23 protein-coding genes are annotated in these 22,921 nt (G+C 66.5%); 11 read left to right on the top strand and 12 right to left on the bottom strand.

Annotation, left to right across the window (positions count from 1 at the left end):
• The first annotated feature begins 11 nt into the window (after positions 1–11).
• The 5 genes from KF903_RS05830 (at position 12) to KF903_RS05810 (ending at position 7,293) form a co-directional block, all read left to right on the top strand.
• Positions 12–1,319 carry a TFIIB-type zinc ribbon-containing protein gene (locus KF903_RS05830; RefSeq protein WP_291212298.1) on the top strand — a complete coding sequence of 436 codons (1,308 nt, stop codon included), beginning with the start codon at positions 12–14 and terminating at the stop codon, positions 1,317–1,319.
• Positions 1,316–1,588: a hypothetical protein gene (locus KF903_RS05825; RefSeq protein ID WP_291212295.1), complete on the top strand. Its 273-nt coding sequence runs from the start codon at positions 1,316–1,318 to the stop codon at positions 1,586–1,588. Before KF903_RS05830 ends, KF903_RS05825 begins: the two co-directional genes overlap by 4 nt.
• 125 nt (positions 1,589–1,713) lie before the next feature.
• Positions 1,714–2,247: an ECF-type sigma factor gene (locus KF903_RS05820; RefSeq protein ID WP_291212293.1), complete on the top strand. Its 534-nt coding sequence runs from the start codon at positions 1,714–1,716 to the stop codon at positions 2,245–2,247.
• On the top strand, positions 2,244–5,126 hold the full coding sequence (locus tag KF903_RS05815) for a serine/threonine-protein kinase (protein WP_291212290.1): 2,883 nt from the start codon (positions 2,244–2,246) through the stop codon (positions 5,124–5,126). Before KF903_RS05820 ends, KF903_RS05815 begins: the two co-directional genes overlap by 4 nt.
• A gap of 85 nt (positions 5,127–5,211) precedes the next feature.
• Positions 5,212–7,293 (top strand): choice-of-anchor Q domain-containing protein, encoded by a 2,082-nt coding sequence (locus KF903_RS05810; protein ID WP_291212288.1) that lies wholly within the window; start codon positions 5,212–5,214, stop codon positions 7,291–7,293.
• Positions 7,294–7,479: 186 nt separating this feature from the next.
• Here the strand turns inward: KF903_RS05810 and KF903_RS05805 are convergent, their stop codons facing one another.
• Positions 7,480–7,866, bottom strand: a complete 387-nt coding sequence (locus KF903_RS05805) for a DUF1801 domain-containing protein (protein WP_291212285.1) — start codon at positions 7,864–7,866, stop codon at positions 7,480–7,482.
• Positions 7,867–8,061: 195 nt separating this feature from the next.
• On the opposite strand from KF903_RS05805, the gene KF903_RS05800 reads away from it, so the two are divergent.
• Positions 8,062–8,520 carry a hypothetical protein gene (locus KF903_RS05800; protein WP_291212282.1) on the top strand — a complete coding sequence of 153 codons (459 nt, stop codon included), beginning with the start codon at positions 8,062–8,064 and terminating at the stop codon, positions 8,518–8,520.
• Between the two features lie 240 nt (positions 8,521–8,760).
• Here KF903_RS05800 and KF903_RS05795 read toward each other — a convergent pair whose 3' ends face one another.
• From KF903_RS05795 to KF903_RS05780, 4 genes are all read right to left on the bottom strand, one after another.
• Positions 8,761–9,267: a hypothetical protein gene (locus tag KF903_RS05795; protein ID WP_291212279.1), complete on the bottom strand. Its 507-nt coding sequence runs from the start codon at positions 9,265–9,267 to the stop codon at positions 8,761–8,763.
• A gap of 103 nt (positions 9,268–9,370) precedes the next feature.
• Positions 9,371–9,757, bottom strand: a complete 387-nt coding sequence (locus tag KF903_RS05790; RefSeq protein ID WP_291212276.1) for a DUF6869 domain-containing protein — start codon at positions 9,755–9,757, stop codon at positions 9,371–9,373.
• 57 nt (positions 9,758–9,814) lie between these two features.
• Positions 9,815–10,285, bottom strand: a complete 471-nt coding sequence (locus KF903_RS05785) for a hypothetical protein (protein WP_291212273.1) — start codon at positions 10,283–10,285, stop codon at positions 9,815–9,817.
• A 59-nt stretch (positions 10,286–10,344) separates the two neighbouring features.
• Positions 10,345–10,770 carry a hypothetical protein gene (locus tag KF903_RS05780; protein WP_291212270.1) on the bottom strand — a complete coding sequence of 142 codons (426 nt, stop codon included), beginning with the start codon at positions 10,768–10,770 and terminating at the stop codon, positions 10,345–10,347.
• Between the two features lie 740 nt (positions 10,771–11,510).
• On the opposite strand from KF903_RS05780, the gene KF903_RS05775 reads away from it, so the two are divergent.
• A complete protein-coding gene (locus tag KF903_RS05775) occupies positions 11,511–12,455 on the top strand; it encodes an integron integrase (protein ID WP_291212626.1) in 945 nt (314 codons plus the stop codon).
• A gap of 82 nt (positions 12,456–12,537) precedes the next feature.
• Here the strand turns inward: KF903_RS05775 and KF903_RS05770 are convergent, their stop codons facing one another.
• From KF903_RS05770 to KF903_RS05745, 6 genes are all read right to left on the bottom strand, one after another.
• Entirely contained in the window at positions 12,538–13,713 is a 1,176-nt protein-coding gene (locus KF903_RS05770; protein ID WP_291212267.1) for an ABC transporter permease, read from the bottom strand.
• Positions 13,710–14,456: an ATP-binding cassette domain-containing protein gene (locus KF903_RS05765; protein ID WP_291212264.1), complete on the bottom strand. Its 747-nt coding sequence runs from the start codon at positions 14,454–14,456 to the stop codon at positions 13,710–13,712. The genes KF903_RS05770 and KF903_RS05765 overlap by 4 nt, the downstream gene beginning before the upstream one ends.
• The gene (locus tag KF903_RS05760; RefSeq protein WP_291212261.1) at positions 14,453–15,994 is read right to left on the bottom strand and encodes an alpha/beta hydrolase; all 1,542 of its coding nucleotides are present in this window, start codon (positions 15,992–15,994) and stop codon (positions 14,453–14,455) included. The genes KF903_RS05765 and KF903_RS05760 overlap by 4 nt, the downstream gene beginning before the upstream one ends.
• Positions 15,991–16,191 carry a helix-turn-helix transcriptional regulator gene (locus tag KF903_RS05755; protein ID WP_291212258.1) on the bottom strand — a complete coding sequence of 67 codons (201 nt, stop codon included), beginning with the start codon at positions 16,189–16,191 and terminating at the stop codon, positions 15,991–15,993. Before KF903_RS05755 ends, KF903_RS05760 begins: the two co-directional genes overlap by 4 nt.
• Positions 16,188–16,769, bottom strand: coding sequence for a hypothetical protein (locus KF903_RS05750; RefSeq protein WP_291212255.1), 582 nt, complete (start codon positions 16,767–16,769; stop codon positions 16,188–16,190). The genes KF903_RS05755 and KF903_RS05750 overlap by 4 nt, the downstream gene beginning before the upstream one ends.
• 102 nt (positions 16,770–16,871) lie before the next feature.
• Entirely contained in the window at positions 16,872–17,615 is a 744-nt protein-coding gene (locus KF903_RS05745) for an FAD-binding oxidoreductase (protein WP_291212253.1), read from the bottom strand.
• Between the two features lie 78 nt (positions 17,616–17,693).
• Between KF903_RS05745 and KF903_RS05740 the strand changes: the two genes are divergently transcribed.
• Positions 17,694–18,629: an ABC transporter ATP-binding protein gene (locus KF903_RS05740; RefSeq protein WP_291212250.1), complete on the top strand. Its 936-nt coding sequence runs from the start codon at positions 17,694–17,696 to the stop codon at positions 18,627–18,629.
• Positions 18,626–19,402: an ABC transporter permease gene (locus tag KF903_RS05735; RefSeq protein WP_291212247.1), complete on the top strand. Its 777-nt coding sequence runs from the start codon at positions 18,626–18,628 to the stop codon at positions 19,400–19,402. Before KF903_RS05740 ends, KF903_RS05735 begins: the two co-directional genes overlap by 4 nt.
• 12 nt (positions 19,403–19,414) lie before the next feature.
• Here the strand turns inward: KF903_RS05735 and KF903_RS05730 are convergent, their stop codons facing one another.
• Entirely contained in the window at positions 19,415–20,221 is an 807-nt protein-coding gene (locus tag KF903_RS05730; protein ID WP_291212244.1) for a TatD family hydrolase, read from the bottom strand.
• A 145-nt stretch (positions 20,222–20,366) separates the two neighbouring features.
• Between KF903_RS05730 and KF903_RS05725 the strand changes: the two genes are divergently transcribed.
• Positions 20,367–21,560 carry a hypothetical protein gene (locus KF903_RS05725; protein ID WP_291212241.1) on the top strand — a complete coding sequence of 398 codons (1,194 nt, stop codon included), beginning with the start codon at positions 20,367–20,369 and terminating at the stop codon, positions 21,558–21,560.
• A gap of 117 nt (positions 21,561–21,677) precedes the next feature.
• Positions 21,678–22,793, top strand: coding sequence for a hypothetical protein (locus KF903_RS05720; protein WP_291212239.1), 1,116 nt, complete (start codon positions 21,678–21,680; stop codon positions 22,791–22,793).
• The last annotated feature ends 128 nt before the right edge of the window (positions 22,794–22,921 follow it).

Raw genomic sequence — 22,921 nt, 5'->3', positions numbered from 1 at the left:
CCGGCGCGCCCATGTCCAACGCCAATCCACCGTCCGTGCCGCCGCCGACGGGGCCCGGTTCGCCGCGCGACGTGCCGCCGGCGCCGGGCAGCTTTCCGCTCGACCCGGAGACGCTGCCCAAACCGATCCGCGACGAGGTCACCGCGCCCGATCCGGTGGCGATCGACACCGCGGCGGCCGAGCTCAAGGACGGCATCAACCGCTGCCCCAACTGCGGCGCCACCGAGATCAGGCAAAAGCCCGGCAGCGACCTGCTGATCTGCCTGTACTGCCGCACCGAGTGGAGCGGCGAGCGCGTCGAGGAGGCGTTCGGTCTCGGCGAGGGCATCGACCGCCTCGAAGGCACGGTGGTGGCCTCGGGCGCGCAGGACATCGCCGCCGATGCCGCCAACCTCGTGAGCTTCAAATGCACCGGATGCGGCGCCGAGGTCACGGTCAACACCGAAAATGCGATGACCGCACGCTGCCACTGGTGCCGCCACGTGTTCGGCGTCAACGAACAGGTCGCCAACGGCGCAGTCCCCGACGCGGTGCTGCCGTTCCACATCAAGAAAGACGACGCGGTCGCGCGCATCCGCCAGTTCGTCGACAAGCGCCGCCTGTTCGCGCTCAAGGAATTCAAGGAGCAGTTCACGCCCGAAAACGTCGCCGGCGTGTACCTGCCCTACATGGTCATCGATGCCAACGCGAGCGCCGACGTGATCGGCCGCGGCGAAATCGAAACGCGCCGCTACACCGAGGGCAGCGGCGACAACAAGAAAACCTACTACGACGCCGACGTGTACGCGGTTCAGCGCCATGTCGATTTCACGGTCGACGATCTCACCATGGAATCCTCGGCCGAGCGCGGCAACCTCGACACGCGCCACAACACCAACAACATCATCAACACGATCCTGCCGTTCGACACCAAGAACGCGGTCAAATGGAACGCCTCCTATCTGGCGGGCCATTCCTCCGAGAAGCGCGACCGCAACGTCGAGCAGTTGCGGCCGCAACTCGAGGACCAATTGCTGTCGATCGCGCGCTCGCAGGTCGAAGCGTCGGTCAGCCGCTTCGGGCGCGGCGTGAGCTGGGAGCAGGAACGCATCACCGTGCACGGCTCGCGCTGGGTATCGATGTACCTGCCGGTGTGGCTGTACTCCTATCACCAGCCCGGCGCCAACGGCGGCATGTTGCACTACATCGCGGTCAACGGCCGCACCGGCGAGACCATGGGCAGCGTCCCGGTGCAGCAATGGAAACTGCTGTTGACCGCGCTGACCGTGGGCACCTTCCTCGAAGGCATCGCGCTGTGGATCATCGGGAGCCAGTCATGAGCGACGATGGCGGCCTGTGGCTGCTCATGCTCGGCCCGGCCGGCGCCACCGGTCTGTACTGGGCGCTGTACCGCTACTACCGCAACACCGACAAGTCGCACGCCTTCGAGCGCGACACCGCCGTGACCGCCAAGCCCGTCACCGGCGCCGATGCCGACCACAAGATCGGCGAAACACGCCACACGCGCGAAACACGCATCCGCGGCGACAACGTGAGCGCCTATCGTCAGCGCGTGACGCGGCTGCGCGCTGATGGCGACACGTCCTGACGCCGGCCATCGACACGCCTCCGTCGCCATCACGCGCCACGATCGGGCGCCACGACGCTGTCGCCTGGCCCCACCCGAACGGCCCCGCAAGCCACGCGCGCGCCTCGTGCGCTAGCATCGCCTGCATGAACGAAGATGAGGGCAGCGGCACGCGGCCCGGAGACAATGCCGACCCTTGGGCGGCGCAGGCCTACGCGATCCTGCGCGCGCTGGCGCGGCGCCATCTGGCCGGGGAACGTGCGCGGCATACGCTCAACACGACGGCACTCGTGCACGAGGCCTGGCTCGCGCTCGCCGGCCATTGCGCTACGCCTGATGCGCGCGCGCGATTCCACGCCTACGCGGCAGTGACCATGCGCAACATCCTCGTCGATCATGCACGGCGGCGCCTGGCGGACAAGCGCGGCGGCGGCCAGGAGCGCCTCGATCTCGAACAAGTCGAAATCGGCGTCGAGGACTCCGCCGCGGAGCTCGTGGCGCTCGATGCCGCACTCGCCCGCCTCGCCGCCTTCGACGCCCGCCTGTCGCAAGTGGTGGAGCTGCGCTTCTTCGCCGGGCTGTCGGTGGAGGAAACCGCGGCGATGCTCGACATCGTGCCGCGCAGCGTCGTGCGCGACTGGGCCAGGGCGCGCGCCTTCCTGCGCGAGGCGATGGCGTGAACACGCGCGCCGACCTCCTGCAGCGACGCTGGCAGGAGCTGGCTCCGTTGTTCGACCAGGCTTTCGAACTGCAAGGGGCGGCGCGCGACGCCTTCCTCGCCGCCATCTCCGACCCGGAATTGCAGGCAGCGCTGCGGATTCTCCTCGCCGACGCGGCCACCGACCGCCTCGATGCCGGCAGCGGCAGCTATGCGGCCGAGTTCGTCGGCATCGAGCCAGGGCTCGAGGGCTGTCTGCTCGGCCCTTGGCGCGTCGGTCGCGCGATCGGCGCCGGAGGCATGGCCAGCGTTTTCCTCGCCGAACGTGACGATGGCAGCTACGCGCAACAGGTCGCCATCAAGATCCTCCGCTTCGGCCTGCACGAAGCGGCCGAGCGCGCGCGCTTCATGCACGAGCGCGCGATCCTTGCACGGCTCGACCACCCGCACATCGCGCATCTCCTCGACGGCGGCTTCACTGCGGCCGGTGTGCCCTGGTTCGCGCTCGAATACGTCGACGGCACTCCGCTGACGACCCATTGCGACGCGGCCCGGCTCGGCGTCGAGGCACGCCTGCGCCTGTTCGCCGACGTCTGCGCCGCCGTCGACTACGCGCATCGCAACCTGATCGTGCATCGCGACCTCAAGCCGGCGAACATCCTCGTGCGCCGCGACGGCGCCCTCAAATTGCTCGACTTCGGCATCGCCAAGCTGATCGGCAACGAAGGAACCGCAGCCACGCGCACCGGGCTGCGGCGGCTGACGCCGGCCTACGCGGCGCCCGAACAGCACGACGGCGGCAGCGTGACCACCGCCACCGATGTCTACGCGCTCGGCGCGGTCCTGCACGAACTGCTCACCGGCAGCCTGCCGATCTGGCACGGCGACGGCAGCCTGGTGCCGCCGTCCCATGCCCTGACGGGACCGGTCGCCGCGACCCGCGCCGAACTCCAGGGCACGCCGGCGCGCGCGCTGCGGCGACGCATCGCGGGTGACCTCGACCTCATCATCGCGAAGGCCCTGCAGCCCGATCCAGCGCAGCGCTACGCGGGTGCGGCGGAACTTGCCGCGGACCTGGAGCGCCACCGCCACGGCCGCCCGCTGCGTGCACGAGCAAGCTCGCGTCGCTATCGCCTGGGCCGCTTCGTGCGCCGCCATCGCGTGGGGATCGCCGTCGGCGTGGCGTTTGCGCTGGCCATCCTCGGCGGCATTGCCGCCACGCTCTGGCAGGCAGGCGCGGCGCGCCGGGAGGCGGCGCGCGCCGGCGCGGCACGCGATTTCGTGCTGAGCCTGTTTGACGGCGTCACCCCCGACGAGAGCAAGGGGCGCGAAGTGTCGGCTCGCGAACTCCTCGATCGTGGCTCCGCCCGGCTCGCCGAGACCCTCGCGGCGCAGCCCGCACTCGAAGGAGAGCTCTCCACCGCCCTGGCCGGCGCCTATCGGCAGCTCGGCGACTACGCACGCGCCACCGCCCTCGCCGAACGCGGCGTGGCGAGTGCCAGCGACAGCCACGCGCGTACCGCGGCCCGGGTCGAGCGCGCGCGTATCCGCGCCGCACAGGGCCAGTGGGCCGAGGCCGAACGCGACCTTCGCGACGCGGCCGCAGAGGCGCCGGCGCAGCGTGACACCATCGGGCTGCGTCTCGCCGAAGTCCTGTCCGAGGAAGGCCAGCTCAAGGAGGCCCAGCAACTGCTCGAGACGATCGCGGACGACGGCGCCACCGATGCCGAAACGCTGCTGCTCGCCCGCGCCGCCCTCGGCGCCGTGCAGTTCCGTCGCGGCGATCTTGACGCCGCCGCCAGCACACTCGACAGCGCCCTCGCCGCCCGCCGCGACCGCGACGGCGAACTCCACACGCGTACCGCAACGATCGCGCAGGACCTCGGCGTCGTGCTGCTGCAGCAGGGCAAGGCGCAGCAAGCCGCGGCCCTGTTCGGGCAGGCCCTCGCCACGCGGCGCGTGCTGCTCGGCCCCCGTCATCCCGACGTCGCCGACAGCCAACTCAACCTCGGCACGGCCTTGCGTCGGCTTGGCGACCAGGCGGGCGCGGCACGCGAGATCGAAGCCGCCGTGGCAATGCAGCGCGATCTGCTCGGCGACACCCACCCGGCGGTGGCCAACGGGCTCAATTCGCTGGCGATGAGCGCCCTGCAACAAGGCGACCTCGCCACCGCCATCACGCGCTTCCGCAGCGCGCACGATGCGGCGCGCGCGGCCTACGGCGAGTCGCACCTGATGGTGGCGACGATGCTCAACAACCTGGCAGGCACCGAGCGTGCGGCAGGGCGCCTCGATGACGCCGAGCGCGATGCGCGCGAGGCGGTCGCGGTAGCCACCGCGGCCGTCGGCGGCGAGCACTACCTCGCAGGTGTCGCCCGCATGGGGCTCGGCAGCACGCTGGCCGACAGCGGACAAACCGAGGCCGCACTGCCCGAACTGCAGACGGCACACGCGACCCTCACGGCGGCACTCGGCGCCACGCACCAGGACACGCTCACGGCCCAGGGCGCCCTCGCTGCGGCCCTCCTGCAGCACGGCGACACCGCTGCCGCACGCAGCGCGGCACAGGCGGCGCTGACCGCTGCCGAAACGGCATTTCCGGCCGGTCATCCACGGCTCGGCAAGCTGCGCCTGATTGCGGCGCGTGCCGCCGCAGCCGACCACGCCTGTCCGACGGCGCTGGCGGCGCTGGCACGCGCCGAACCCGAACTCGCATCCGCCGGCGCCACTGCCGACATCGACCGCGCCTGGCTCGCGCTCACCCGCGCCGAATGCCTCGCACGGACCGGCGACGCCAGTGCGAATGAAGCCATCGGGGCGGCAAGCGCCGCCGTGTCCACGCTGCCGTTTGCCCCGCCGGAGCTGCTTCGGGTCTCCCGTACGCTGCCTGCAAAGCATTGAAATAACTGTGGTTTACCCTGCGCTGTCCTCCCTGTGCGCGATATTGCGCCTTATCGGGTATCGGACGATCCAAGGAAGCCATCCCATGCTCCGCTCGCATACCCTTGTTCTTGCGTTCGCGCTCGCCAGCCTGGCGTTCGCATGGCCCGCAACAGCAGCCAACCTGACCTGGCCCGGTGTCGCACCGTGCAATTCGACGCTGCAGGCCTGCATCGACGGCGCCGCCGACAACGACACCCTCTACATCGCCACCAACGCACCGATCACCGACGACATCTCGGTGGTGAACCGGCGCTTGCGGCTGCGCAGCGCGGACGGCTTCAGGCCGCAATTCCGCAACATGCACTTCAACGCCGAGACCACGAGCGCGCACGCCGGCGACGTGCGCATGCATCTCTACGGCCTGCACTTCGATGACTGCACGGTCACGCTGTCCCACGCCGGCAGCGGCAACGCCGATTACGAAGTGCGCAAGGTCGAACTGAACATGAGTGCGGGGTCGGGCAGCCACGGCATCGAGGTGTTCGCCAATGCCGGCACCGTCAATGCGCTCCTCTACGACAATCGCGTGAGCGGCGTACCGCTGGGCACCGGCTACGGGTTGATCTCGCTCAAGGCCTGGGGCGGCACGCTCGCGGCGCGCGCCGACTACAACCATCTGACCAGCACCAGCCCGGCCATGGTCGATGGCAGCGGCATCGTCACCGACTACGCGGGCGCCGGCTCGGGCGGCACGCTCGACCTCCACGGCAACGAGGTGCGCGGCGGCTTCAACTTCAGCGGCATCCTCATCTCGGAGGGCGGCCTCGGCGGCGCGGCCGCGAGTGTCAGCGCCATGCTCGCCAACAACGTCGTGGTGGGCGGCGGCGGGGGCGAGGGCATCGCCGTCGCGCAGAGGACCGGCAGCGTCGAGGCCATGATCTACGGCAACACCGTGACCCGCGTGGGAACGGGCCTGATCCACCTCTACTGGGCCGCCGGCCCCGACATCGGCCCGCTCACCGGCTCGATCTGGAACAACGTCTTCGTCGCCGCAAGCAAGGCCGTGAGCGGTTTCACCGGCATTGCCAACGACTACAACCTGTTCAACGGCTCCACCCCGGACCTCGTCCCAGGCAGCCACACGATCACCGCGCCGGCGGCACTGGCAAGCGAGGAACATCCGCGACCGCGGGCCGATTCGCCGGCAATCGATGCCGGCGAAACCGGCCGGCTGCTGATCCCGGCCGCGCGCGGCATTCCCATGCTCGACGCCGACGGCTTGCATCGCCTCAAGAAGAAGTCCCCTGCGCTGGGCGGAGCCGCCAAGGTCGACATCGGCGCCTACGAATACGGCGATCGCGTGTTCACCCACACCATCACCGCGGGCAGCATCACTGCTGGCGGCGACGTGACCTGGCTCGCCGATCCGGCGATCGACAGCATCGCCGCCGCCAACCTGTTCGCCACGTCGAACTACAACGCCGGCGGTGCCGCCGGGGTCGGCAACAGCCGCCTGTTCGTCCCGTGGTGGGATGAAGCCAGCCGCTGGGGCCTGGTCATCGAAGGACTGCTCACGTCGATGCCGCTGGGCGCCCACTTCGACATATTGGCCGCCGGCGCCCGCGACGGCGTGTTCCAGCACGCCGCCACTGCGGCCAATACCTCGTCCGCCGGCACCCAGCTCAACCATGCCAGCGTCAACGGCGCGGCGGATCTCTTCGTCCTGGCCGCACGTCGCTCCAGCCTCAGCGACGCGGCATGGAACGCGCACCCGATCCGCGTGTACAACTCGTTCAGCGGAACCCAATGGCGCTGGTTCATCAGGAACAGCGACGGCGCGACGGTCGGGCCGGGCACGAAGTTCAGCGTGTACACGCAGGAGCGCAGCCCGAACGCGTTCACCGCCACGGCGACGGCCGCCACGCTCGATGGCAACAACAACCTCGTGCTCGACCATCCACTGCTCAACGGCGTTGCCTGCGCACGTCCGGTGCTGACAGCCGCGGGACTCGTCGATGTCGACGGCGCGTACAACGTTTCCTACGACCACGCCGCGCAGCGCTGGACGGTCTTCCGCTACGGCGGCGGCGGCGCGATGCCGCTCGGCGCGCAGTTCAACGTGCTCGTCGACCCCAAGCAGGTCGAAGCCTGCAACGACGTGATCTTCGCCGACGGCTTCGAGTAGCCGCAGGCACGCGTCGCGCCAGCCGTCCGGCAGCGGCGGCGGCTGGCTGTGGGGCAACCCGCGCGAGGTTCAGGGGCCTAACACCTGAGTTAAGCCGCTACGCGCAGTGGCAAGCGGCGGTGTAGCGTAGCGTAACACCGCAAGCGCGGCCACGAAGCGGAGTCGGCTTGAACGATTTGTTAGACCTTACCTGTACGGTCTGCGCTCATCAATGGCTTGGCGAAGAAGTGCACGAATGTCTGGGCTCTCAGCGTGCGCAATGTTTTGAACCTTGATATGACGTAGTTCCTTTCCTGCGCCTTCAAGAAGTCCAGTAGGGTCGTGAAGCAATGTGCCGTGATAGAAGCCGAGGTTGATATGGGATGCCTGCACTGCGATGTAGGCGTAATGCTGTGTCATCTTCTTTTGGCCGACGCCATAGCTTGCGATCTTAAGCTTTGGCCAAGCGGTCTCGTAGAAGGTGGGATCTTCCGAAACGATCAATTGGCGAAATGCCTCACACACGGGGCGGAGCTTTGGACTGGCGATAGCCAAGATGTCTCGAAACGAGGCGTCGTTCTGTTCGTTTGTCATTGAACTGTCTTTAAGGTCTAACGCCTGAGTTAAGCCGGGCCGTTTTGTGGCCGCGACGGTGTGGCACTGTGCCGCACACCGTCGCGGCCACGAAACGGTCTCCGCTTGAACGAATTGTTAGACGCCGCCTCCGGGAGGGAAAGATATGCGTGAGGACTATTGACACGCCGTGATCTTTGGGGCAGGATGCGCCACATGGACGCCTACAAAGCCCTTATCGAGCAAGAAGAAGCGAAGCTGGCCCTTCTGAAACAGAAGGTTAAAGCTTGCGAGCAGCGTATCGCTGCCCTCCGTAGCTTGGGGGAGGCCGACGACATTGATGCCGCGATCACCAGCATGGTGGTGGGGCGGGCATCTGACTCAGCTCCTCCCGCGGAGGCCAGCCAAGTGGCTCCAGCCGAAACTGGGGAGCCGAAGATCATAGGGCTCCGCAAGGACTCGGTAGCTCCCAAGGTCTTGGCTTTTCTTGCTAGTGGCGAGCGGAGCTTGGACGAGATCGTTGGCGAGCTAGAGCGTGTCGGACTACCAAGAAGCCGTGATGCGCTTAGAACGGCGTTAATGAACTGGCGCAAGAAGCAAGGCTGGGTCACCAACCCGCAACCGGGCCGGTATGGACTGAGCGAGCTCGGCAAAAGGGCCGTTGGCGTTGAGTAAAAGTGCGAAGGCCCCGGCTTGAGCAACCGGGGCCTTCGGGTTGCAACACGCTCCAGAGTAGGGGCACCGACCAAAGCGGATGACTTTGGAGGGAGGTACGTGTGCATGCTTGGCAAGCGGCAAATGACAATATGAGCAGCTAGCTAGCTTTCATACGCTAGCACGGGGCTGGGCGCAACGTCCAGCCCCTCTTCGCGTGCTTGCGGGGCCGCCAATCTCACGCGGCGTCTAACGCTTGAGTTAAGCGGCGCGCGGCTTTTCGCGCGTCCGCTTGGACGAATTGTTAGGCACACACTGCGGTAGGCGCAAGGCCTCGGGGACCTGCGCCATGAGCATACGGAGCTTTGACAGCGACACCGGCCGCTGCCCATTGCGCTGCATCGCGCCAGCAGCAGACCAGACCACAGCGCCGGGACCGTTATAGACCTCCGCGGCCTCGCCCTGCTTGGAGAGGTGCAGAACGATCAGGTGGTTTGGCTGTTCGCGAAGCGCTACGGAGCTACCCTGCGTGGCTTTGATCTCCACCAGCGCGCCAGAAGGCGCGCGCGCATCATGGCCCCGAGCCGAATGTGGAAGCAGTGCCAAGCCGTAGCGGTGCGCAGCAATAACCTCGCCAATGCTTCCGACCAAGTGGCCGTCCGGGGTAAACCGCCGACCAGGGAAAAGCGCCTCTAGCTGCGCAACAAGTGCGTAGAGCTGACCTACTAAGCCAGGTACCTTTTCTACGGGGTGAAGAGGATCGGCCATGTGCGCCTAACGCCTAAGCTAAGCGGCCTGCGCGGCCGCGATGTGTGATTTTGGCGAGCAACTTCATCCGCGCAGGTCCGCTTAAGCGCATAGTTAGGCGGCTCTACCAACGCTGGCCTTGAGCTTTTTGCACGCGCGCCCAGATTTCCGGGGTGCTGCTCTGCCAAACGCCGCCAAGCAGATGACGAAATGAAGCATTACGCCTCGACTCGGTCTCGATGCGTTCTATGAACTCAGGACCGAAATAGTGGATTAGATCTTCCAAGGGGCCGGCGGCAAGAACACCCAATACTTTGGCTGGAGGATCTTGAGTTAGAACCGAAAGGATAGCCGCCCAACAGTCTTCTGGTGATGCCCCACAACATTGTTGAGGCATAAATTTTTCGACGGTCCACCAAAGAGAATTGCCGTCCTGCAAAAGCGTAGGGTCTTGTTGACCTTGAATGTACGCGCTTGCCCAAGCATCGATTTCTTGTCGAGACATTTCCATGACGCCTAACGCCTGAATTAAGCCGCGCCGCGAAGCGGCGTCGGCTTGAATGAATTGTTAGGGCTCACGCTCCTTGAGCTGAAACCCTGGTTCATAGAGCCGCACGATACCCTCAATGAATTCCTTTGCCTTAGCGATAGCATCTTGCGCCTTGGCACGACTGCAAAACTCGCCTCGGTGAGCTATACCATTACGGATGTTGTTAACCTGTAGCCCTAAAGAATTGAGCCCAGAAATGGCAGCCGCGCGCTCAGTGTCTTTAGTGATAGGCACGAGAAGCTTTTCTAGCTTACCTTTCAATCCATTGGCCCAAACAAGAAGGGAGTCGACGAAGCCTGACGGAAACGAGCCAATGCTTTGGAACTCTGATCTTATTGCGATATTAGCCGCAATCTCTGCTGCGGTAGCTGCGCGCACGACCGCAGCAGACCATTCCTCTCGCGAGTTTAGACCAGAGAGCTTCCACCATTGGGACTGTAATTTCTCGAGGTCTGTTCTGTCATTATAAGGCTTGCGAGACTTCTTCATGTGAGCCCTAACGCTTGAATTAAGCCGCGCCGCGAAGCGGCGTCGGCTTGAATGAATTGTTAGGCCGCACTGCGCTGAGCACGTTTCAGCCAGAGCAATACGCCAAATAGAACGGTACAGACAGCTAGATGTATGGCTTTTGGGTTAATTGTTTGAAAGTTAACGAAGAGCAATGCATACATCACCAAGAACGCGCCAATGAAGTATAGGCCCAACGGCTGATCTCTCAACAATCTTATAGCGCCAATCGAAAGTACTACACCCATAAGAGCAATGTAACTAACGTACCCTGCCACGGACACAGGGATTATTTGTTTGTCGGCTGATTTGGTGAGAAAACCACCGATGTCTTTTATAGGGTCATGAAAAGATTGAAAGTCAAGCAGTCCAATCTCTTGCCCAAGCAAGAGGCTCCCAACCCCAATCCTGATCAAGCCGTAGCCCAAGAAGGCAAGTGATATGAAGATTCTGACGTACTTTTGCATGAGAGGAAGTTTTCCTGCGGCCTAACGCTTGAGCTAAGCGGCCGTTGCCGCAGTGCCTAACAGTTTACCGCAACCCATCCGCAACGGTCCGCTTGAGCGAATAGTTAGCTGCCGGGCCGCGTACTGAGATACTTGCACTCTGCCCACCCCTTAGGCTCCGACCATTCGGGCAGGCTGAATTTTGATTCAAAGCACAGATGCCAACAACCGCCGCCTATTTGCCCGTTGAGTCCGCGCGCGATGCATTGAACCAAGCAGTCGTCGGCCTCCGAACACCGCGCCGACAGCTTGCGAACCAGGCAGCGTTCTTTTGAATTGAGCGTAACAGGCTGAGTTAGCGTGGTTTTGCACGCCGCGTAAGGCGCTTCAAGGACACCAACTAAGGATTGCCTCCATTCTTCATATGCCTTGTCCTGACTCTTTTGCGCAGCGATCTCGGCGTCGGTTTGGCAGCCAATGGGCGGCGTCAGGAAGTAAAGCAGCGCTGTTGCTAGGCAGACACTCATTAGGCAGCTAACTACAAATAGACCCCACAACCGGGGCGTATGGCGTCATGGTCGGCGTCCGGCGCATGGGGGTCAAGGGCTTTTCCTACAAGAAATCAGGAACTTGGCCATTCCATGCGGTGCCGGCGGCCGCTGAACATGAGCGCGTTATCCGGCGCGAATGAGGGCGTAGTGAGCATTGGGTATGGAAACGGGGGCGTATCGGGTGCGTCCGCAGCGGTGCAGGCACCGCGCCTGTTGGACGAGGTTAGGCGCAGGATGCGGCTCAAACACTACAGTTTGCGTACCGAGCAGGCCTATGTGGCGTGGATACGTCGGTTCATCTTTGCCAGCGGCAGGCGCCATCCGCGCGAGCTCGGCGCGGCCGACGTGGAGCGCTTCCTCAGTGGTCTGGCGGTACGGCAGGGCGTGGCGGCCAGTACGCAGAATCAAGCCCTGTCGGCGCTGTTGTTCCTGTATCGCGAGGTGTTGCGGCTGGATCTACCGTGGCTGCAGGGTGTCGTGCGCGCCAAGTCATCGCGCCGGCTGCCCACCGTGTTGTCGCAGGACGAGGTGCGGCGCCTGCTCGCGGTGATGGATGGGCGAGCGTGGCTGATCGCGAGCCTGCTGTACGGGACCGGCATGCGGCTGATGGAATGCCTGCGCTTGCGGGTCAAGGACGTCGACTTTTCCCGCAACGAGATCGTGGTGCGCGATGGCAAGGGCGGCAAGGATCGACGCACGGTGCTGCCGCGTGCGCTGCATGAGCCGCTGCTGCGCGAGATCGCGCGTGCCCGCCTGCTGCATGAGCGGGATCTGGCGGACGGGGTGGGTGAGGCGCGGTTGCCACATGCGTTGGCGCGCAAGTATCCGCATGCGGCGCGCGAGTTTGGCTGGCAATTCGTGTTTCCATCGACCCGCCGCGCCACCGATCCGCTGGACGGGCGCGAACGACGCCACCATTTCGACGACGCGATCCTGGCGCGCGCCTTGCGGCGAGCGGCAGCGGCGGCGCAGATCGTCAAGCCGCTGCATGCGCATGCACTGCGTCACAGCTTCGCCACCCACCTGCTGGAAGCGGGTTACGACCTGCGCACGATCCAGGAACTGTTGGGGCACAAGGATGTGACGACGACGCAGATCTACGCCCATGTGCTCAATCGCGGCGGCGGCGGGGTGGTGAGTCCGCTCGATCGATGAGCAGCGCCGCTGACCGCGTTGGCGCGGTCGGCGGCGGCTGCGGCGGTCCGCCACTGGCCGCGCGACGGGGCTCGTCGATCGCTCAGGCCGAGATCGCCAGGCGTTCGCTCTGGTAGATGCGCGCGGTGACGACGCCCGCCAGCATGACGGCGAGCGTGGTGGTGGCAAAGCACAGCACCAGTGAGCTGTCGGCGACCGGGTCGCCGCGCAGCAGGCGCAACATGGACACCTGTTGGCCCATCAGCGGCACCGCGTACATCCACGTCTGGGTCTTGATCGGCACGATCGACATCAGCATGGTCGGGATGACCGGCACGATCATCAGTAACGACAGGTAGGTCTGCGCCTCGCGATAGCTCTTGGCGAACGCCGCCACCAGCGTCTGCAACACGCCTAGCAAGGCCGCCAGCGGCAGCATCACGAACAGGGTGGCGGCGATGAAGTATGGCCCGAGGCTGAGGCTCATGCCGATCTTCTCGGTCGGCAGGAACTGCCCCACCGCGGCAAAGGCGAGGATCGACAGCAGCACCGTGGTGATCGCGAAAACCGTGGTCGCGGCGAGCTTGCCGGTCAGGATCTTCCAGCGCGGCGCCGGGTTGGCCAGCAGCGGTTCGAGCGACTGCCGCTCGCGTTCGCCGGCCGTGGTATCGATCGCCAGCGCCATGCCGCCGATGAAGCCACCGAGAATGAAGAAGTAGGGCAGCATTGCGAACAGGGATCCGGACCGACTTTGCGCGGTCGACTGGTCGCGCTTGGCGACCGCGATCGGCCGCATGATGTTCGGCGACAAGCCACGTGCGAGCAGGCGCAAGGCGCCGGTGCGCTGGCCATAGCCATCGAGCAGGCCGCGCAGCCGCGCCACCTGGCTCTGCGCATCCTGGCGCGATGCGTCGTAGATGAGCTCGAGCTGGGCGGACTCGCCCTTGCGCCAGGCGCTGGCAAAGTCCTCGCCGATGCGCAGCACGACGTCGGCGTCCATCTCACGCACGGCGCGCTCGGGATCGGCCGGAGCGTCCTTGATGTCGACGTTGCCCTGCTTGAGCGCGGCGATGAGGTTGGGCGCGTACTGTGCCCCCACCACCGGCAGCGGCAACGGGGCCTCGGCCTTGCTCAGCTCGCGCGTCACCAGCGTGTTGATGAGCAGCACGAAGATCAGCGGCGCCATCAGCGGGCCGGTCACCAGCGTGTTGAGCACGGTGCGGCGATCGCGCAGGTTTTCGCGCACTTCCTTCAGGAACACGATGAGGATGGAGTTCATGCGGCCAGTCCTTCTTCCGAGCCGATCAGCTTGACGAATGCATCCTCGAGGCTGGCCTCGCCGGTCTGCGCGCGCAGCGCGTCGGGTGCCTCGTCGGCGACCACGCGACCGCGCGCGATCACCACGATGCGGTCGCACAGCGCGGCCACCTCCTGCATGATGTGGCTCGAGAACAGCACGCAGCGGCCTTCGGCCTTCATCGACTTGAGGAAGCTGCGCATGGCGCGGGTGGACATCACGTCGAGGCCGTTGGTGGGCTCATCGAGGATGACGTTGTTGGGATCGTGCACGAGCGCACGCGCGATGGCGGTCTTGACGCGCTGGCCTTGCGAGAAGCCTTCGGTGCGGCGGTCGAGGATGTCGCGCATCTCCAGCGCATCGACCAATGCCTCGCGGCGCGCGTCGAGCAGCTCCGGCGCCAGGCCCTGCAGGCGACCGAAGTAGTCGATGTTCTCGCGCGCGGTGAGACGCTTGTACAAGCCGCGCGCATCGGGCAGCACGCCGAGCCGGCGGCGCACCGCCACCGCATCGGCGGCGGCGTCGATGCCGTCGACGAGGATCTGGCCCGAGTCGGGTTGCATCAGCGTGTAGAGGCAGCGCAGCGTGGTGGTCTTGCCGGCGCCGTTGGGGCCGAGCAGGCCGGTGATCTCGCCGTCGCGCGCGCTGAAGCTGACTCCATCGACGGCGACCACGCGCTTGCTGCCCTTGCCGAACGCCTTGTGCAGGTTGCGTACCTCGATCATGGCGCGGCTCCATTGAAGTCGACGAAGGCGGGCAGTGGACCGAGCTGGTCGATGCATTGGGCATCGAGGCTCTTGGGGTCGAGCTTGTCGACGAAGTCGCCGACGAGCTTGGGGATGCAGCCGCGACCGATGACGTTGTGGCCCTGGCCCTTGGCCAGCAGCAGGCGGGCGTTGCCGAGGTGGGCAAGCACCTGCTCGGCGTAGCTCGGCGGCGTCACGGGATCGAACTCGCCGGCCAGGATCAGCACCGGCAGGTCGGACTTGAACGGCTCGTGGAAGTCGGCCGGGCGCGTTCCGTGTGGCCAGACCTCGCAGGCAGCCTTGAGGCCTTCGACGAGATGGTTGCCGAGCATGGTGTCGGCATCCTGCGCGCGCGGCGCCAGCAGGTCGGCATCCTCGCTGCAGATCACCGACAGCTGCATCATGTTGGCATTGAGGTCACTCATGTCACCGGTGAGCAGCCGCTGCTGCCCGGCCAGTGACGTGTAGTCGCCCTTGAGGCCACGCGCGATCGCCAGCGGCAGCATGGCCGCGGTCTCGGGCGTGTAGGCGTACATGCGCACGAGTCCGACCAGGCTCAGTGCGGTGAGTGGTTCGCTGTGCTCGGCGAAGGTCACGGGATCACGCGAAACAGGCTTTTGCGGATGCTCGCGCAACGCCGCGCGCAACTGGCGCAGGCTCGTCATCGGATCGCCGAAGGCGGCCTTGCAGGCGGCATCGGCCGTGCACTGCGCAAACTGCAGCTCGAGCGCGGCATCGAGGTTGGCGGCAAAGTCCTGCCCCAGCGCGAGCGGGTTGGGCGCCACGCTGTCGAGCACGATGCTGCGCACGCCGTCGGGATGGCGGCGGGCGTACTGCTGCGCCATGCGGGTGCCATAGGAAATGCCGACCAGGTCCAGGCGCGGCGCGCCCAGCGCCTGCCGCACGGCCTCGAGGTCGGCCACCGCATCGGTGGTGGTGTAGAAGCGCGGATCGGCATGCGTACTGACCTTGGCCAGGCACTCGCGGGTCTGTTCGCGCACCCTGGCGGCATCAAAGGTCGCGGGTTGATCTTCGTCGACACCCTTGCATTCGAGCGCGTTGGAGCCGCCCGTGCCGCGCTGGTCGAGCAGCAGCACGTGGTGGTGGCGCAGCAGCGGGGCGAAGGCGCCGGCCGTCTGCGGCCAGGTGTCGACCGCGGCCTGCCCCGGGCCGCCGGCCAGCAGCACGACGAGGCTGGCGTCGGCGACCGGCGCTTCGCTTGCGATCAGGGCCAAGCGCAATTCGATGCGGCGGCCCGCCGGTTGCGCACGGTCCTCGGGCACCGCGAACCGGGTGCAGAACGCGCTGGTGGTGGCGCCCGAGTTCTTCTGCGGCAGCTCGCAAGCCTTGAACTCGAGCTGGCCAAGGCGGAACTCGTGCGCATTGGGTGGGATCGGCGCCATCGTCGCCTCCGCGTCGGTGGCATCGCCGCGCTGCTGCCAGGCGCGATGGCCGAGCACGGCCACCAGCGCGAACGCAGCGAGGACGCGCAAGAGCGTGGATCGGGTGAGTTTCATGCGTTCTCCTCACAGTCGAACAATTGCTCGATGCGCTGTCCGAACAGCCGCGCGAGCTTGAAGGCGAGTGGCAGGCTCGGGTCGTACTTGCCAGTCTCGATCGCGTTGATGGTCTGGCGCGAGACATCCAGTCGCAGCGCCAGCTCGCCCTGCGACCAGCCTTGGCGTTCGCGCAGTTCGCGCAGGCGATTCTTCACCGCCGCCGCTGCCGCTGGAATACCGCGCCAGCCACGCATAGCACCGCCGCCACCAGCATGATCGCCGTCGCGCGATTGCCGCCCTCGCGCCACCAGCTCCACCCGCCGACCGCAGCGAACACGGCTGCGACATAGAGCCAGCGCAGTTCGCTGGCCAGGCCGTCGCCGTCGCACAGACCGCTGCCGTAGTGGCGCGAGGCCAGTGCGCGCGCGATCGAGTAGATCATCACCAACAGCGGGAAAACCCACAGCAGGGCGGCGGCAGTGGCGCGCGGCGACAGCAGCTCGGCGACCGCGAGGAAGCCCGCCACCATGCCGTACAGCGAAATCACGGCCACCGCGACGCCAAGCCCGATCAGGTGGGTGCGCTGCTCCAGCTCGTCGCTGCGGGCGATGCGTTGCGCCATCACGCCGATCACATACACCAGCGGCAACACCGGGGCCAGCGTGCAGGCAAGCTTGGGCATGAACGCATCGACGCTGCGCGCGAGCGGCCAGACCGCCAGCAGCACGACCACGTAGATCGCCATTGCGAGCATGATCTGGATTTCGTAGCGGCGTTTGGATATCGGCGACATCGCCGGCGCCTCCGGAGGGTGTAAAGCTAACTTGACACACGCGACGATACGGATGGCATCTCTCGGTGTCAAGTATCCTTTACACTGGAAGTGGCCGCCGGCTCAGCGCGACGAGACGTACTTCTCGCGGCGGATCTGCGCCACGCCGAGGCCTGCGGCCTTGAGCAGCGCGAAAGCCTCGTCGACCATGTCGGGATTGCCGCACAGGTAGGCGATGTCGTGCGCGGCATTGGGCGCCAGCTCGCCGAGCGCAACCTGCACGCGTCCGTTGCGATCGTGCGCGCGCGGCACCGCGCGCGGCACGCGGCTCAGGCACGGATGGAACGTGAAGCCCGGCACCTCGCGCGCGAACGCTTCGAACTCCTCGCCGTACAGCAGCTCGGCTTCGCTGCGCGCGCCGTAGACCAGCGCAAAGGTGCAGCCGCGGGTCGCCACGAGCTGGCGGATCTGGCCGAGCATCGCGCGGTAGGGCGTGACGCCGGTGCCGGTGGCGACCAGCAGATAGCGTTGGTTGGTGTCGTTGGGCTGCAGGCAGAAGCGTCCGAACGGGCCGCTGGCCTGTACCGTGCCGCCTTCGTCGAGTTGCGACAGCAAGGCGGTGGCGGCGCCACCCTCGACATACGACGCGGCAATCTCCAGTTGCTGCACCGGCGTGCGGCCATCGCCGACGGTGCCGATCGAATAGCTGCGCCGCGTCGGCGTGCCGTCGGCATAGCTGAAATGGATCTGGATGAACTGGCCCGGCACGAATGCGAACGGCATGCCATCGACGCGTTCGAAGGCCAGGTGGCGCACCGACGGCGCCAGCATGTGGCTGGCTGCCAGGCGCAGGGAGAAGAGTTCCATCGGCAGCGCGCAAACCGGCAACAGGACAGCCCGCTATACTAGCAGCAGCCGCCCGCCGTCCTGTCCCGCGCGCCTTCCATGAGCGATCATCCCGCGCTCGACATCGTCGAGCTCAGCAAGACCTACGCCAGCGGCGTGCAGGCGCTCAGGGGAGTTTCGCTGCGCGTCGAACCGGGCGATTTCTTCGCCCTGCTCGGTCCCAACGGCGCCGGCAAGTCGACGCTGATCGGCATCCTGTCGTCACTGGTCAACGCCACCGCCGGCGACGCCCGCGTGTTCGGCGTATCGGTGCGCGAGCGGCGCAGCGAGGCCATGGCCCTGCTCGGCCTGGTGCCGCAGGAAGTCAATCTCAACCAGTTCGAGAAGCCGCTCGACATCTGCATCAACCAGGCTGGCTTCTACGGCATCCCGCGCGCGGTGGCGCTGCCGCGGGCGCAGACCTACCTGCGACAGTTGCAGTTGTGGGACAAGGCGCAGCAACCGGTGCGCACGCTGTCGGGCGGCATGAAGCGACGCCTGATGATCGCGCGCGCAATGATGAGCGAGCCGCGCCTGCTGGTGCTGGACGAACCCACCGCCGGCGTCGACATCGAGATCCGCCGCTCGATGTGGAAGTTCATCAGCGCGATCAATCGCGCCGGCACCACGGTCATCCTCACCACGCACTATCTGGAGGAAGCCGAGCAGTTGTGCCGCAACATCGCCATCATCGACCATGGCCGCATCATCGAGCACAGCTCGATGAAGAAGCTGCTGGCCAAACTCGACATCGAGACGCTCGTGCTCGATCTGGCCGAGCCGCACGCGGCCGTGCTGCCGCAGCTGCCCGGCATCGAACTGCATGCGGTCGATCCGCTCACGCTCGAAGCAACCGTGCCGCGCGGCCACGACCTCAATTCACTGTTCGCCGCGCTCACGCTCGCCGGCATCGTGGTGCGCTCGTTGCGCAACAAGTCCAACCGCCTGGAGGAGCTGTTCGTGCGGCTCGTCGAGGGCGGCAAGGCGGTGGCATGAACGCCGCCGGCCAGCTCGTCGCCTTCGGCACGGTGGCCCGCCGCGAGGTCGCGCGCATCCTGCGCATCTGGACCCAGACCCTGTTGCCGTCGGCAATCACGATGACGCTGTATTTCGTCATCTTCGGCACGCTGATCGGCAGTCGCATCGGCGACATCGTGCCGGGCGTGGGCTACATCGACTACATCGTGCCCGGCCTCATCATGATGGCGGTGGTGACCAACAGCTACGGCAACATCTCCTCCTCGTTCTTCAGCGCCAAGTTCGGTCACTACGTCGAGGAGATGCTGGCCTCGCCGATGCCGGGCTGGATACTGCTCGCCGGCTATGTCGCCGGCGCCGTGCTGCGCGGCTTCATGGTGGCGCTGATCGTGCTGGCGATCTCGCTGTTCTTCACCCGCATCCAGATGCACCACGCGTGGGTGACGCTGTCGACGATCGTGTTGACCTCGATCGTGTTCGCGCTGGCCGGCTTCATCAACGCGCTGTATGCGAAGAAATTCGACGATGTGGCCCTGGTGCCGACCTTTCTGCTGACCCCGCTGACCTATCTCGGCGGCGTGTTCTATTCGGTCGACATGCTCGGCTCGCCTTGGCGGCAGATCAGCCACGCCAACCCGGTGCTGTACATGGTCAACGCATTCCGCTACGGCCTGCTCGACATCAGCGACATGCCGCTGGGCCTGGCCTACGCGGTGATGCTGGGCTTCGTGGTGGTACTCACGCTGGTGGCCCTGCACCTGCTCCGGCGCGGGATCGGCCTGCGCAGCTGAGCCACGGCGCGCTCAGTCGAGCGCGAAGAACGCGCGCGCGGTCGCCGTGGTGGTGGCCGCCGTGAGCGCCACCTCCTCGCCGCGCGCCGCCGCAACGGCGGCGCACACATGCGGCAGGTACATCGGCTCGTTGCGCCGGTGCGACGGCTTGGGCACGAGATCGCGCGGCAGCAGGTACGGCGCGTCGGTCTCGATCATGAGCCGATCGGGCGGGATGAGGCCGACGAGCTCGCGCAGATGCAGGCCGCGACGCTCGTCGCAGATCCAACCGGTGATGCCGATGTGGCAGTCGCGGTCCAGATAGTCGACCAGTTCGGCGCGCGTACCCGTGAAACAGTGCACGACGATGCGGCCGAGGCGACCGCGCACGCGGTCGAGGCAGGCGATGAAGTCGGCATGCGCGTCGCGCTGGTGCAGGAACAGCGGCTTGCCGCAATCGACCGCGATCGCAAGCTGGCGCTCGAAGGCGGCAAGCTGCGCCGTGCGCGGCGAATAATCGCGGTAGTAGTCCAGGCCAGTCTCGCCCACCGCCTTCACCACCGGCGTCGCGGCAAGTTCGCGCAGCAGCGCGTCGGTGGCGGCATCGTATTCGTGGGCGTGATGCGGATGCACGCCCGCGGTCGCATGCAGGAACCCGGGGTGCTGCCGCGCCAGCGCATGCGCCGCGCGGCTGCCGGCGGCACTGGCGCCGGTGACGATGATGCGCGCCACGCCGGCCGCGCGCGCGCGCGCCAGCACGGCGTCGAAGTCGGCGCGGAACGATTCGTGGGTGAGGTTGGCGCCGATGTCGACCAACTCGGCGGGGGTTTGCGGCGTCATGTGCGAATCCGGTGACGATCAACGCGGCATTATCGGTGACGCAGCCGGCACGGCCAGCGTGACCGATGTCGCGAACCGGTGCCGGTTCACTGCCAATTCACCGCTGTGCGAAGATGCTCGCGCAACCTGTTGCGAGGAACCCCCGATGAAAGCCCTGCACTTGCTGACGTTCACCGCCGCGGTCCTGTTCGCCGTCCCCGGCCTGGCCACCGACGCCGACCTCACGGCGGCACGCGAATACCACGAAAGCGCCGCCGCGACGGCGCGCGCGCGGCTTGCGCTGCTTGGCGCGGCCGCAGCCAAGGCCCGCGGCGACTCGGCCAAGGTCATGGGCAGCCACACCAATTCCGGCACGCCGCTGGTCAACGAGTTCCGCGCCTACCCGCCGAGCTGCGCGGCCTGGCCACTGCCCGACAAGGCCAGCGGCACCACGGTCAGCCGCCGCATGGCGCTGTACACGCGTGACATGAGCGGCAATGTCGTCACGCCGGAAACCGTGACCATCACGCTGTGGCGTGTGCCTTGCAGCAGCAGCGGCGCCGCCAACCTGCCCTACAACACCGATGGCGGCGGCAACGCGATGACGCTGCTGCGCATCGACCGCGATGCCGGCAACGAGGGCCGCACCGATCGCTTTCCGACCTTCCCGCTGCTCAACATCCAGCAGGGCGGGATCGGCTTCAACGACGCCGCCAGCGCGGTGCGCGCCGCCAGCGAGCCCAACACCTTCGTCAGCGACGGCCCGTATGACGCACCGGTGTTCGTCAGCACCACCTACGCGCTCGAGAACTACTACACGGTCAAGTCCAGCGGCGCGCTCGACCTGGACTACATCCACCTGTATGGCTATGCGTTCTCGCTGGCGATCGATCCGTTCATCAGCGGCTCGGGTGCGACCGTGCTCGCGATGGGCGACTACACCGGCAGCGGACTGGCGGCGCTGCCGCTCGACGGCTACCTCGCCGCGCAGTATTTCAATCCCGCGCTCAGCGAAGGCGTGATCGTGCAGGTGGCCGAGGGTTACGACGGCAGCCACCCGGCGCGGCGTCAGGTCATCATCGACCTGCTCACGCTCGACACCAATGGCAACCCGTTCTGGATCGTCGGCAGCGCCGCCTTCGATCCCACCAGCGCCACCACGCTGACGATTCCGCTCGCCTATCTCATCAACGGCAATGCGACGCGCGACTGGGGCAGTGCGCAACTGAGCCTGCGCAACTGCAACAAGCTCAGCATGACCTTCACGCCGCGCAGCGGCCTGCCGCTGCCGGTGCCGGTGTTCAGCGGCAACACGCTGTATGACCGCATCTTCACCGCCAACGGCATGATGTGCGAGTAAGGCCAGTCGGCCTGATCACAGCGGGCGGCCTGGCCGCCCGCTTTTTTTGTCGCCGCCCACAACGATGCGCTACCCTGAAAAACCCGATGGCCGACCGCGGCCGATGGAGCTCGCACAATGACCCACCCGATGATGGCGGCGCTCGCGCTGGCCGCGTTCGCAACCACTCCCGTAGCCGCCTCGGCCACGCCGGCCGTGGCCGGGCCCGATTACACGGCCCCGGTCGCAGGCCGCGCAATGCCGGCCAAAGTGGCCGGCACCACCACCGCAGTCGGCACGCCGATGGTGAACGGTTTCCGCAGCTATCCGCCCAGTTGCGCCGCCAATCCGTTGCCCGACAAGCCGTCCGGCACGACCTGGAGCGCAACGGTGCCGACCTACGCGGTCACCAATGTCGGTTCCACCACCGAAAACCTCGTGGTCACGGTGTGGCGCATCGCCTGCAGCAGCAGCGGCGCGGCGATGCCCTACGGCGCCGCCGGCGCCGCTCATGCGATGACCCTGGTGCGCGTCGACCGCGCCGATGACACGGTATCGACCGTGATCCCGCTGCGGCCGCGCCTGCTGATCACCCAGGGCAGCGTCGAGTATGGCGTGATCCGTGTCGCACAGGAGCCCAACACCGTCGTGTCGGAAGCGGCTTACGCGGTGCAGATGCCGCACAGCGAAACCTATGTGCTCGAGAACTACTCGTTGACGGGCGCGGTGCGCCACGATTTCAACGCCGCGTTCAAGCTCAACGTGCTCGGCGGCACCGGCACCAGCGTCGACATCAACGTGCCCGCCTACGCACCGACCGCGCAAACCTATCCCGACGCGTTCGCAGCGCTGCCGCTGGATGGCTACGCCGCGGCGCAGTGGTACAACCCCGAGCGCAACGAGGGCGTCATCGTGCAGGTGGCCGAAGGCTACGACGGCGACAACCCGCGCCGCCGCCAGGTGGTGATCGACCTGCTCACCAAGGATCCGGCCGGCAAGCCGTTCTGGATCGTCGGCAGCGCCGCGTTCGATCCGGTGGCCGGTGGTGTGCGCGGCCTCGACATTCCGGTGAGCTATCTCGTGACCGGCAATGCCACCGCCGACTGGGGCAGCATCCACATCGCGCTGACCAACTGCACGCGCATGGATGTCGCCTTCACGCCGAAGACCGGGCTGCCGCAGGATGTGCCGGTGATCAATGGCACGATCACCTATACGCGCCTGCTCAGCGCCAACGGCATGCTCTGCGAATAGGCGCGCGTTCAGCGCGCCGCTGGCGTCGCCCGGCCCGGCCCGGGCGGTGGCGACGCCGACGCAACGCGGCGCCGCGGAACAGCCCGCGCCGGGCCGGCACCGTTGCTCATCTTTAGCAACGCGGTCCA

The sequence above is a fragment of the Dokdonella sp. genome, assembly GCF_019634845.1.
Taxonomy (GTDB): Bacteria; Pseudomonadota; Gammaproteobacteria; order Xanthomonadales; family Rhodanobacteraceae; genus Dokdonella_A.
Note: the sequence above shows the minus strand (reverse complement) of the source record. Positions and strands in the feature narration are given on the sequence as shown.

Coding starts and splice junctions, on each gene's coding strand:
- KF903_RS05800 (WP_291212282.1), top strand. CDS start 8,062: ATGGACGCCTACAAAGCCCTTATCGAGCAAGAAGAAGCGAAGCTGGCC.
- KF903_RS05790 (WP_291212276.1), bottom strand. CDS start 9,757: ATGGAAATGTCTCGACAAGAAATCGATGCTTGGGCAAGCGCGTACATT.
- KF903_RS05730 (WP_291212244.1), bottom strand. CDS start 20,221: ATGACGCCGCAAACCCCCGCCGAGTTGGTCGACATCGGCGCCAACCTC.
- KF903_RS05805 (WP_291212285.1), bottom strand. CDS start 7,866: ATGACAAACGAACAGAACGACGCCTCGTTTCGAGACATCTTGGCTATC.
- KF903_RS05820 (WP_291212293.1), top strand. CDS start 1,714: ATGAACGAAGATGAGGGCAGCGGCACGCGGCCCGGAGACAATGCCGAC.
- KF903_RS05785 (WP_291212273.1), bottom strand. CDS start 10,285: ATGAAGAAGTCTCGCAAGCCTTATAATGACAGAACAGACCTCGAGAAA.
- KF903_RS05770 (WP_291212267.1), bottom strand. CDS start 13,713: ATGAACTCCATCCTCATCGTGTTCCTGAAGGAAGTGCGCGAAAACCTG.
- KF903_RS05810 (WP_291212288.1), top strand. CDS start 5,212: ATGCTCCGCTCGCATACCCTTGTTCTTGCGTTCGCGCTCGCCAGCCTG.
- KF903_RS05760 (WP_291212261.1), bottom strand. CDS start 15,994: ATGAAACTCACCCGATCCACGCTCTTGCGCGTCCTCGCTGCGTTCGCG.
- KF903_RS05765 (WP_291212264.1), bottom strand. CDS start 14,456: ATGATCGAGGTACGCAACCTGCACAAGGCGTTCGGCAAGGGCAGCAAG.
- KF903_RS05725 (WP_291212241.1), top strand. CDS start 20,367: ATGAAAGCCCTGCACTTGCTGACGTTCACCGCCGCGGTCCTGTTCGCC.
- KF903_RS05830 (WP_291212298.1), top strand. CDS start 12: ATGTCCAACGCCAATCCACCGTCCGTGCCGCCGCCGACGGGGCCCGGT.
- KF903_RS05750 (WP_291212255.1), bottom strand. CDS start 16,769: ATGTCGCCGATATCCAAACGCCGCTACGAAATCCAGATCATGCTCGCA.
- KF903_RS05745 (WP_291212253.1), bottom strand. CDS start 17,615: ATGGAACTCTTCTCCCTGCGCCTGGCAGCCAGCCACATGCTGGCGCCG.
- KF903_RS05825 (WP_291212295.1), top strand. CDS start 1,316: ATGAGCGACGATGGCGGCCTGTGGCTGCTCATGCTCGGCCCGGCCGGC.
- KF903_RS05735 (WP_291212247.1), top strand. CDS start 18,626: ATGAACGCCGCCGGCCAGCTCGTCGCCTTCGGCACGGTGGCCCGCCGC.
- KF903_RS05740 (WP_291212250.1), top strand. CDS start 17,694: ATGAGCGATCATCCCGCGCTCGACATCGTCGAGCTCAGCAAGACCTAC.
- KF903_RS05795 (WP_291212279.1), bottom strand. CDS start 9,267: ATGGCCGATCCTCTTCACCCCGTAGAAAAGGTACCTGGCTTAGTAGGT.
- KF903_RS05720 (WP_291212239.1), top strand. CDS start 21,678: ATGACCCACCCGATGATGGCGGCGCTCGCGCTGGCCGCGTTCGCAACC.
- KF903_RS05780 (WP_291212270.1), bottom strand. CDS start 10,770: ATGCAAAAGTACGTCAGAATCTTCATATCACTTGCCTTCTTGGGCTAC.